The organism is Pseudomonas sp. S37 (assembly GCF_016658545.1).
In the GTDB taxonomy this organism is placed as follows: domain Bacteria; phylum Pseudomonadota; class Gammaproteobacteria; order Pseudomonadales; family Pseudomonadaceae; genus Aquipseudomonas.
In genome coordinates, this window is sequence record NZ_JACVZC010000164.1 from 1 (window position 1) to 10,595 (window position 10,595).

Below are 10,595 nucleotides of genomic sequence, written 5' to 3' on the forward strand. Positions count from 1 at the left end.
TAGGAGCGGCTTTAGCCGCGAACACCGGCGCAGCCGGTGCCATGCACTGTGCTGGATTCTTCGCGGGTGAACCCGCCCCCACAGGATCACGCAACAGGAGGGCAAAGCCCTCCCCTGCACTGCTCAGCCCTTCTTCACCCTGAACCACGCCGCATACAACGCCGGCAGGAACAGTAAGGTCAGCACCGTGGCCACGATCAACCCCCCCATGATCGCCACCGCCATCGGCCCGTAGAACACGCTACGTGACAACGGGATCATTGCCAGCACCGCCGCCAGCGCGGTCAGCACAATCGGCCGGAAGCGCCGTACCGTGGCCTCGATGATCGCCTGCCAACGCTCCATCCCTGCGGCAATGTCCTGCTCGATCTGGTCCACCAGAATCACCGAGTTGCGCATGATCATCCCCGCCAGGGCAATGGTACCCAGCATCGCGACAAAGCCGAACGGCTGGCGGAACACCAGCAGGAACAGGGTCACGCCAATCAGCCCCAGCGGTGCGGTGAGGAACACCATCACCGTGCGCGAGAAGCTGCGCAGCTGGATCATCAGCAAACTCAGCACCACCACGATGAACAACGGCATGCCGGCATTCACCGACTTCTGCCCGCGCTCGGAGTCCTCCACCGTACCGCCCACTTCCAGCAGGTAGCCATCGGGCAGCTTGGCGCGAATGTCCCGCAGGGTCGGCTCGATCTGCTTCACCAGCGTCGCCGGCTGCTCCTTGTCGTAGATATCCGCACGCACGGTCACCGTCGGCAAGCGGTTGCGGTGCCAGATGATGCCTTCTTCAAAGCCGTACTCCAGGGTCGCCACCTGCGACAGCGCCACGCTTTGGCCGTTGTCGGTCGGCAACGCCAGGCTGCCGAGGTTGCCCAGCTCGCTGCGCTCCTGCTGGGTACCGCGCAGCAGGATTTCGATCAGCTCGTTGTCCTCGCGGTATTGGCTGACGGTGGTGCCGATCAGCGAACTTTGCAGGAAGCTCGACAAGTGCGCGGTACTCACGCCCAGCGCGCGGGCACGGTCCTGGTCGATCTCCAGGAACACCGCCTTGCTCGGCTCCTCCCAGTCCAGGTGCACGTTCACCACATGCGGGTTCTCGCGCACCTTGTCGGCCACTTCACGGGCCAGGGCACGGGCTTTTTCGATGTGCTCGCCGGTGACCCGGAACTGCACCGGGTAACCCACGGGCGGGCCGTTTTCCAGGCGGGTAACGCGGGCGCGCAAGTCGGGGAACTGCTGGTCAACGGTGTTGATCAGCCAGCTGCGCAGGCGCTCGCGGTCTTCCATCGACTTGGCCAGCACCACGAACTGGGCAAAGCTGGCCGCCGGCAGTTGCTGGTCCAGCGGCAGGTAGAAACGCGGCGAACCGGTGCCCACGTAGGCCACGTAGTTGTCGATGCCGTCCTGCTGCCTGAGCAGCGCTTCCAGTTGCTTGACCCGCTCGGCGGTATTGGCCAGCGAAGCGCCTTCGGCCAGTTTCAGGTCGACCATCAGCTCTGGCCGCCCAGAGGCCGGGAAGAACTGCTGGGGCACGAAGCGGAACAGCAAAATGCTGCCGACAAATGCGGCGATGGTCAGCAGGATCACCGTCTTGCGCCGCCGCACGCACCACTCCACCACCCGCCGTACGCGCTGGTAGAACGGCGTGGCGTACGGGTCTGGTGCGTGGCCATCCTTGCCATGGCGGGCGGCATGCAGCTTGGCCAGGTCCGGCAGCAGGCGTTCGCCCAAGTATGGCACGAAGACCACGGCCGCTACCCACGAGGTGAGCAAGGCGATGGTGACCACCTGGAAGATCGAACGGGTGTATTCACCGGTACTGGAAGCTGCAGTGGCAATCGGCAGGAAGCCTGCCGCAGTGATCAGGGTACCGGTGAGCATCGGGAACGCGGTACTGGTCCAGGCATAGCTGGCTGCCTTGAGGCGGTCGTAGCCCTGTTCCATCTTGATCGCCATCATTTCCACGGCAATGATCGCGTCGTCCACCAGCAGGCCCAGGGCCAGCACCAGTGCACCGAGCGATATCTTGTGCAGGCCGATGCCAAAGTAATGCATGGCGGCAAAGGTCATGGCCAGTACCAGCGGGATCGCCAGTGCCACCACCAGGCCGGTGCGCAGGCCCAGCGAGAAGAAGCTCACCAGCAACACGATGACCAGCGCCTCGACCAGTACCTGAACGAATTCGCCCACACCGGCCTTGACCGCCGCCGGCTGGTCCGAGACCTTGCGCAGCTCCATGCCGGCCGGCAGGTTGTGCGACAGGCGGTCGAACTCGCCTTCCAGGGCCTTGCCCAGCACCAGGATGTCGCCGCCATCCTTCATCGACACCGCCAGGCCAATGGCATCTTCGCCCATGAAGCGCATACGCGGTGCGGGTGGGTCGTTGAAGCCACGGTGCACGTCGGCGACATCACCGATACGGAAGGTGCGGTCACCCACGCGAATGGGGAACTGGCGAATCTGCTCGACACTGTCGAAGCGACCGCTCACGCGCAGTTGCAGGCGCTCGCTGGGGGTTTCGAAGAAGCCGGCGGTGCTTACCGCGTTCTGCTCCTGCAGGGCCTGCTGCACCGCCTCCAGCGGCACACCGAGGGTGGCCAGCTTGAGGTTGGACAGCTCGATCCACACCTTCTCGTCCTGCAGGCCGATCAGCTCGACCTTGCCCACGTCCTTGACCCGCTGCAGCTGGATCTGGATACGGTCGGCGTAATCCTTGAGCACGGCATAGTCGAAACCTTCGCCGGTCAGCGCATAGATATTGCCAAAGGTGGTGCCGAACTCGTCGTTGAAGAACGGCCCCTGGATCTCTGGCGGCAAGGTGTGGCGGATGTCCGCGACCTTCTTGCGGATCTGGTACCACAGCTCGGGGATGTCCTTGGAATGCAGCGAGTCGCGGGCCATGAAAGTGACCTGCGATTCGCCGGGGCGGGAGAACGAGACGATCTTCTCGTACTCGCCGGTTTCCATCAGCTTTTTCTCGATGCGCTCGGTCACCTGGCGCGACACTTCCTCGGCAGTCGCACCCGGCCACAGGGTGCGGATGACCATGGCCTTGAAGGTGAATGGCGGGTCCTCGCTCTGGCCGAGCTTGGTGTAGGACATGGCGCCAATGGCTGCCAGCAAAATCATCAGGAACAGGACGATCTGGCGGTTGCGCAGCGCCCAGGCAGAAAGGTTGAAACCCATCGGGACTTACTCCTTGGCCGTCAGGTTCACGACACGGTTGCTGCGGTCCACGGGGCGTATTTCCTGGCCCTCGCGCAACACATGGCCCCCGGCGGCAACCACCCAGTCGCCCGGGGCCAGGCCCTCGAGTACCGGCACGCTTTCGCTGCCATATGCACCCAGGCGCACCACGGCCCGCTCCAGGCGGCTGTCCTTGTTCACCCGCCAGACATAGGCCTGGCCGTTTTCTGCCGTGATGGCCGACAGCGGCACCGCCAACGGGATCAGCCCTTCATGGGCAATGAACACCCGGGCGCTCTGGCCCAGTTCGGCCGGTGTGGCTGCTGTAGTGAAGGCGATGCGCGCCGCGAACGTGCGCGAGCGCGGGTCGGCGGCCGGCGACAGCTCGCGGATACGCCCCTGGAAGCGCTCCTGCGGGTGCGACCACAGCTCCACGCTCACCGCCTGGCCCACGGCGAAGCGGGCGAACTGTTGCTCCGGCAAGCTGATGGCAACTTCCCGTTCGCCATCGGCAGCCAGGGTGAACACGGTCTGCCCGGCGGCGACCACCTGGCCCACTTCCACCTGGCGCTTGGCAATCACCCCGGCCTGCGGTGCGCGCAGCACGGCATATTCGGCCTGGTTGCCGGCCACGTCGAATTCGGCCTTGGCCTGCTTCAGGCGGGCAAGGCCTGCACGGTAGAGGTTTTCGGCATTGTCGTACTGGGAGTGGCTGACCATCTGCCGGTCCAGCAGCTTCTGGTAGCGGTCGCGCTCGGCGCGCACCAGCGACAGGTTGGCCTCGGCGGCGGCCATCTGGGCACGGTTGGCTTCCAGTTGCAGGCGCACGTCCTGTGGGTCCAGCTCGGCCAGCGGCTGGTCAGCCTTGACCCGCTGCCCCTCCTCGACCAGGCGCTTGCTGACCTTGCCGCCAATGCGGAACGCCAGCTCCGGCTCGAAACGCGCGCGCACTTCACCGGGGTAGCTGTCGGCAGCGGCGGCGGCCGGCTGCGGCTGCACCACCAGCGCCGGGCGTGGCGCGGCAGGCGGGGCGGCTTCCTGGCCGCACGCCGCCAGAAGCAGGGCAGCGGCGGCAGGCAAAGCGATGGACAAGGCATGGCGCAACATGATGAATCCTTTCGCGGAGGGCACTTCGAATATTTGTACTGGCGGGTATATTAAGTCAGGTTACCGATGCCGGGAAGTGTGTGCGGGGTGGTTTTTGCAGGGGCATGGGTTGGGGCCGTGGTGCCCGACCCGTTAAGATGGTGATTCTTCAACCAGATGCAGACCACAATGTCCAACGACGCACCCATCGGCCCGGGCCGGCCCAAGGACCTGGCCAAGCGCGAGGCGATTCTCGAAGCGGCCAAGTCGCTGTTCTTAAGCCTTGGCTACGCCAACACCAGCATGGATGCGGTCGCTGCGGCGGCAGGTGTTTCAAAGCTCACCGTGTACAGCCACTTCACCGACAAGCAGACGCTGTTCTGCTCCGCAGTAATGGCCACTTGTCAGCTGCAACTGCCCGACTTGCTGTTCGAGTACCCCGAAGGGGCGCCGGTGGAAGATGTGTTGCTGACCATCGCCCGCGGCTTCCAGGCGCTGATCAGCAGCGACGAAGCGGTCAAGCTCAGCCGCCTGATCATGGCCCAGGGCAGCCTGGACCCGAGTTTTGGCGAGTATTTCTACGAGGCCGGGCCCAAGCGCGTGCTGGCCGGGATGGAAGCGCTGCTGCGCGGGGCGGATGAGCGTGGGTTGCTGCGTATCGACAACCCGCTGCGGGCGGCGGAGCACTTCTTCTGCCTCGTGAAAGGTGCACCGGATTACCGGTTGTTACTGGGCTGTGCGGGGCCACTGGAGGGGGATGAGGCCGCGGCGCATGTGCGCGAGGTGGTGGAGTTGTTCATCCGGGCGTTCAAGGCCTGAGTCAGCCTGTGCTGGCCTCTTCGCGGCTAAAGCCGCTCCCACAGATACCGTACAGTGCTTGAAACCTGTGATATCCCTGTGGGAGCGGCTTTAGCCGCGAAGGGGCCGGTACAGCCGGTCAAGCCTTCAGGGCCTTCTCCCACAGGTACCGTACAGTGCTTGAAACCTGCGATATCCCTGTGGGAGCGGCTTTAGCCGCGAAGGGGCCGGTACAGCCGGTCAAGCCTTCAGGGCCTTCTCCCACAGGTACCGTACAGTGCTTGAAACCTGCGATATCCCTGTGGGAGCGGCTTTAGCCGCGAAGGGGCCGGTACAGCCGATCAGGCCTTCAGGGCCTTCTTCGGATAAATGTCATACCGGCTCGACTTGCCCTCCAGGCTATGGCTCGGCTTCGGCCCTTCGATAATCGGCGCCCTGCGCGGCCGCTTCACCACCACCCGGTGGCTGGCCAGCGCCAGGGCGGCTTCGAGCAGGGCCGGGGCGTCCAGGTCATCACCGACCAAGGGCCGGAACACGCGCATTTCCTTTTTCACCAGCGCGCTCTTGTCGCGGTGCGGGAACATCGGGTCGAGGTAGATCACTTGCGGCGCCTCACCTTCCCAACTGCGCATGCGTTCGATGGCATTGCCGGTCAGCAGGCGCATGCGAGCCACAATCGGCCCCACTTCTTCATCCAGCCGGGCGCGCCCCAGGCCGTCCTCCAGCAGCGCGGCAATCAGCGGCTGGCGCTCGATCAGGGTCATCTGGCAGCCCAGGCTGGCCAGCACGAACGCGTCCTTGCCCAGCCCTGCCGTGGCATCCAGCACTTGCGGCCGCACGCCTTGGGCAATACCCACGGCCTTGGCAATCATCTGCCCGTTGCCACCGCCAAACTGGCGCCGATGCGCAGCCTGCCCTTCGACAAAGTCCACGCGCACCGGCCCCGGTGCCTGCGGGCCCAATTGCTGGATCTGCAAGCCATCAACGCCCACCTGCACGGCAAACCCGGCATCATCGTCCTGCAATGGCAGCGCCAGGCGCTCGGCCCACGCGGCGGCCTGCGCCTCGAATTCAGCCGACAGCGCCTCGACCCGGATACCTGTGCCCTGCTCTTCCATCTTTCACACCTAGAAATTGAACCCAGCCCCTCATGTAACGGCCATCAGGGCCGATACAGGCAATATCCCGCTATTCTGCCAGAGCACAACGCGCGCGACTGCCATGTCAGACACTCTTCCCATCGGCTTGACCTATTTGTCGCCAGTCGGCAACTACAGTCAGCACAACACCCAGGCACTCGGGGGCGTCAGCCACCTGTGGCAGGATTTTTTTGCCCGGGCCGTGGCCGAGCAGCAGGAAGAGCCGGTAGACAGCATGAGCCAGTCGTTCGTGCAGTACGACCAGGACAGCGGCGAACCGATCGGCGGCGCCCGCGCGCTGGCCATGATCGACGCGCAACGCGCCTGCCCGGTGCAGGACACCGTAGTAGCGCCGCCCGAGCCGCTGTTCCTGCCCAAGGCTGAACTGGAAGCCAAGTTCCTGCCGCCGGCCCCGGAGCCGTTCAGCGCCATGGAACTGATCGAGCAGCAACGCCAGCTGGACATCAACAACAGCTGGCTGCGCCCGGTGGTGATGAGCCAGGGCCAGCCGATCGCCGAGCCGGGCCCGGGCCCCACCCCGCGCTCGCTGTTCCTGCCCATCGCCGAGTTTGAGACCAACTTGCTGGACCCGGCCCCGGAACCATTCGACGACGCCACTCTGGCCAAGCAGCAGAACGATCTGGAGTTCGACACCCACTGGGCACGCCCGGTGGTGCTGAACAACGTACGCGCCTACGCCTGAGGCTAGCGACAGACCTGCCAGCGCCCCATGTCGAGATGAAAGTGGTTGTGGTGCGCGGCGTTGTAGTCCGGCCCCAATACCGTGCTGAAGCTTTCGCAGGCCGCTTGCTGCACCTCACGCAGAAACTCCGCCTTCTGTCCGCCCGCCTGCCAGTCACGCGCCAATACGATGTGCTGGCCGTCCTGCAGGCGAAAACCGCTGATGTCCAAGGCATTGGCCGTTGCGTGCTGGCTCAGGCGCCCCTGCTTGCGGTGGTAGACGTTGCGACAGGCAAAGCTGCCCAGGTGATCGACCTGCGTCACCCGCTGGCCCAGCACCCGCTGCGCGACTGGCTGCAAGCCATGGTTTTCGAACAACGCATAAGCCACCGCCAACGGGCAACTTGCCAGAAAGCTGCTGCTGAGCCGCGCCTGGCCACTTTCGATACGCCATACATTTTGCAACGGGCAATTGGCCGAGGCCGGGCTGTCAGCCTGTGCGCGGTAGCGTAGCTGGCTGGTTTCCAGGGCCTGGCGGCACAACCCCGGGTCATCGCGCAGGCGCGACAGTTTGTAGGACGTCAGCAGGTTGGGCGGTTGGCGCACGTCCAACGGCGCCCACGGGTTCCACGCTGCGGGCAGGCGCCAGCCGAAGTGCCAGGCCAGGCCAGCCACCAACAGCAGGCCGGCTAGCAGCACCAGCGCCACCCGCATCAGCGGCGGAACAGGTCGTTGAGTTGGGCGAACGGCAATGCCTGCTCGCCGTAGCCAAAGGTGCCCTCATCACGAATTTCCAGCGCGGCCCGGTGCAAGGCCCCCAGTGCCGCACGGGCCAGCGACGAGCCGACACTGATGCGGCGTACGCCCAGGTCCTGCAGCTGGTTGACGCTCAGCGGCACGCCGGCCATGCCCATCAGCACATTGACTGGCCGCGGTGCGACAGCCTGCACCACCGCGCGGATTTCCTCGGCAGTGCGAAGCCCGGGGGCATACAGCACGTCAGCGCCAGCCTCGGCATAGGCTTGCAGGCGCAGGATGGTGTCATCCAGGTCCATGCGCCCGTGCAGCAGGTTTTCTGCGCGGGCGCACAGGGTGAACGGAAACGGCAGGCTACGGGCAGCCTGCACGGCGGCGCGCACGCGCTCCACAGCCAGGCCAAAATCATAGATAGGCGCATCGCTGCGGCCGCTGGCGTCTTCGATGGAACCGCCCACCAGGCCGACTTCGGCCGCACGCAAGATGGTCTGCGCGCAGTCTTCCGGCAGGTCGCCAAAGCCGTTTTCCAGGTCGGCCGCCACCGGCAACGGCGTGGCATCGACAATCTCACCGGCATTGTCCAGGGTGTCATCCAGGCTCAAGGCGCCCTCAGCGTCCGGGCGGCCCAGGCTGAAGGCCAGGCCGGCGCTGGTGGTGGCCAGCGCTTCAAAGCCCAGGCTGGCCAGCAGCTTGGCGGAACCGGCATCCCATGGGTTGGGGATGACGAACGCACCGTCACGCTCATGCAAGGCCTTGAAGGCTTCGGCTCGCAGGGTTTGCACATCCATGGTCACAATCTCCGGCAGGGTCAGGGAGTGGTCAGAGTAGCCCCAGTTGTTCGACCTCGCGGGCGCGCGGCAATTCCGGCAAAGGTGCCAGCCCCGGCAACCGCGCCATCAGCCGCTGGTGAAAACGCTGGGCGAGTGCCGCTGCCAGGCGGTTGTCCGAGGTATGCAGGAAGATGTAGGGGCTGCGACCTTCCTCGATCCAGCCGGCCACCTTATCCACCCAAGGGGTGAGAAACGCCTCGTTGGCGTCCAGTTCGGGATGACCGATGAAGCGCACCTGCGGGTGCTGGCTGAAGGCTGCGGGGCGCGGCGGTACCTTGGGCTTCTTCGATTGCGCGTGCAGCACGGCAGGGTCGCGTGAGGTGCAGCTGAACAGCGCGCGCGGGTCGAGGCAGATGCGCTCGACGCCGCGCTCGTGCAACAGGCGGTTGAGCAAGCGCTCTTCTTCCCCCTTGGCGAAAAACGCCTGGTTGCGCACTTCCACGGCCACCGGCACGGCTATCTGATCTAGAAAATGGCAAAGCTCGCCCAGGCGTGCGGGGCCGAACTGGGCCGGCAACTGCAGCCAGTACGGCGACACGCGCTGGCCCAGTGGGGCCATCAGGCGGGTAAAGTCAAAGGCAGGCTCAAGTTGATCGCGCAGGTCGCCTTCGTGGCTGATATCGCGGGGGAACTTGGCGGTGAAACGAAAATGCCCGGGCATCACCTGCGCCCAGCGGGCGATGGTGCCTGCCGCGGGCCGTGCATAGAACGTGGTGTTGCCCTCGACCGCATTGAACACCTGGCTGTAGAAGCCCAGCATCTGGCCGGTGGTGGCGTCGGCGGGGTAAAGGTAGTCGCGCCAGGCGTTTTCACTCCATGACGGGCAACCGAGAAAGTAAGGCAATGGTGATGGACTCATCCATCAAATGTACAGGTCGAGCCCCAGTACTTCCATGTCCCAGTCGGTAAAACCGGCGGTACTCAGGTAGCTGGCCAGTGCGTTGGCGGTGCGCCGGTCCCGGGCGCGGGGGAACACCATGTCCTGCTGGCGGGCTGGCAGGCCACCGCTGCGACGGGGGGCGGTGGCTTGCTGCGGAGCAGCTTCGGTTTCTTCGATCAGCTCGGCGTCATCGATGGCCTCGTCACGCACCGCTGCCTTGCGCGGGGCGCGCTTGATCGGGTAGGACTGCGATGAGAAACCGTCGATACGCATGGCATGAGCACTCAGGACCAATGATGGCAATTTAGCAGCATCAGGGTTCCGTCGCTAATGCTTAAGTGATAACTGGACCACAGATCGCACAGAAGGTTTTGGTTGCGCCAACGCTAACCGACGAACAGCACTCAGTGCTTCTTGGGCGTAGCAACATTATCGCGCAGGTAGACCGGTTGCGCCTGCTCGGCGGCGATTGCCTCGCCGCGTGCCCAGGCGAAGCTGGCCAGGCTGAGTACGTCCAGCGCGTTGGGCAAGGCGCTGGCATTGCTCGCCGCGACCTGCACCGCCAGGCGCTCGGCGTAGCCCCAGCCGGTACCGGCGCCGAACCACTCGCCATTGCTACCTTCGGGTAGTGCTACCTGCTCGGGTGGCAATACTGCCTCGCGGCCGACCAGGCGCATTTCGCCGGCCGTGGCCTGGTAGCAGCCCCAGTACACTTCATCCATGCGTGCATCGATGGCTGCTGCCACCTGCTGCGCACCGTGTTCGCGCAACGCGCCCTGTGCCAGCGCGGCCAGGTTGGAGACCGGCAGCACCGGGCGTTCAAGAGCGAAGGCCAGGCCCTGGACAACACCGATGGCGATACGCACACCGGTGAACGCGCCCGGGCCACGGCCAAAAGCGATGGCATCCAGTGCATTCAGCGCCACGCCGGCGTCGGCCAGCAGCTGCTTGATCATCGGCAGCAGCTTCTGGGCATGCATGCGCGGGATCACCTCGTAATGGCTGGTTACCTTGCCGTCATGCAACAGCGCGACGGAACAGGCTTCGGTGGCGGTATCCAGGGCCAGCAGGGTGGTCATCGAACGGGTATCCAGGTGCGAATGAAAAGAGCGGCAGTATAGAGCAGCGGGGGCGTTGTGTCCCGAAGGGGGCGCTGTGCGGGCAATGCTCTCGGCCTGACGCGATCCCTGTAGGAGCGGCCTTGCGTCGCGATGGGCCGCAAAGCGGCCCCAAAAT

10 protein-coding genes are annotated in these 10,595 nt (G+C 65.0%); 2 read left to right on the forward strand and 8 right to left on the reverse strand.

Annotated elements, in window-relative coordinates:
* Nucleotides 1-123 precede the first annotated feature (123 nt).
* On the reverse strand, nucleotides 124-3,189 hold the full coding sequence (locus IAE39_RS27770) for an efflux RND transporter permease subunit (RefSeq protein ID WP_201207674.1): 3,066 nt from the start codon (nucleotides 3,187-3,189) through the stop codon (nucleotides 124-126).
* 6 nt (nucleotides 3,190-3,195) lie between these two features.
* Nucleotides 3,196-4,296, reverse strand: a complete 1,101-nt coding sequence (locus IAE39_RS27775) for an efflux RND transporter periplasmic adaptor subunit (protein WP_201207675.1) — start codon at nucleotides 4,294-4,296, stop codon at nucleotides 3,196-3,198.
* A gap of 156 nt (nucleotides 4,297-4,452) precedes the next feature.
* Between IAE39_RS27775 and IAE39_RS27780 the strand changes: the two genes are divergently transcribed.
* Nucleotides 4,453-5,094, forward strand: a complete 642-nt coding sequence (locus IAE39_RS27780) for a TetR/AcrR family transcriptional regulator (protein WP_201207676.1) — start codon at nucleotides 4,453-4,455, stop codon at nucleotides 5,092-5,094.
* A 320-nt stretch (nucleotides 5,095-5,414) separates the two neighbouring features.
* Here the strand turns inward: IAE39_RS27780 and IAE39_RS27785 are convergent, their stop codons facing one another.
* A complete protein-coding gene (locus IAE39_RS27785) occupies nucleotides 5,415-6,191 on the reverse strand; it encodes a class I SAM-dependent methyltransferase (RefSeq protein ID WP_201207677.1) in 777 nt (258 codons plus the stop codon).
* Between the two features lie 103 nt (nucleotides 6,192-6,294).
* Here IAE39_RS27785 and IAE39_RS27790 point away from each other — a divergent pair, with 103 nt between their 5' ends.
* A complete protein-coding gene (locus tag IAE39_RS27790; protein ID WP_201207678.1) occupies nucleotides 6,295-6,915 on the forward strand; it encodes an energy transducer TonB in 621 nt (206 codons plus the stop codon).
* A gap of 2 nt (nucleotides 6,916-6,917) precedes the next feature.
* On the opposite strand, the gene IAE39_RS27795 is transcribed toward IAE39_RS27790, so the two are convergent.
* The 5 genes from IAE39_RS27795 to tsaB all read right to left on the reverse strand — a co-directional run bounded on the left by IAE39_RS27795 (nucleotide 6,918) and on the right by tsaB (nucleotide 10,438).
* Complete coding sequence (locus IAE39_RS27795) at nucleotides 6,918-7,607, reverse strand: extensin-like domain-containing protein (RefSeq protein ID WP_201207679.1); 690 nt, start codon at nucleotides 7,605-7,607, stop codon at nucleotides 6,918-6,920.
* Nucleotides 7,607-8,437, reverse strand: a complete 831-nt coding sequence (locus IAE39_RS27800; protein ID WP_201207680.1) for an isocitrate lyase/PEP mutase family protein — start codon at nucleotides 8,435-8,437, stop codon at nucleotides 7,607-7,609. Before IAE39_RS27800 ends, IAE39_RS27795 begins: the two co-directional genes overlap by 1 nt.
* Before the next feature lie 31 nt (nucleotides 8,438-8,468).
* Entirely contained in the window at nucleotides 8,469-9,338 is an 870-nt protein-coding gene (locus IAE39_RS27805) for a DUF72 domain-containing protein (protein ID WP_201207681.1), read from the reverse strand.
* Between the two features lie 3 nt (nucleotides 9,339-9,341).
* Nucleotides 9,342-9,632: a hypothetical protein gene (locus IAE39_RS27810; RefSeq protein WP_201207682.1), complete on the reverse strand. Its 291-nt coding sequence runs from the start codon at nucleotides 9,630-9,632 to the stop codon at nucleotides 9,342-9,344.
* Between the two features lie 131 nt (nucleotides 9,633-9,763).
* Nucleotides 9,764-10,438 carry a tRNA (adenosine(37)-N6)-threonylcarbamoyltransferase complex dimerization subunit type 1 TsaB gene (tsaB, locus tag IAE39_RS27815; RefSeq protein WP_201207683.1) on the reverse strand — a complete coding sequence of 225 codons (675 nt, stop codon included), beginning with the start codon at nucleotides 10,436-10,438 and terminating at the stop codon, nucleotides 9,764-9,766.
* Nucleotides 10,439-10,595 lie beyond the last annotated feature (157 nt).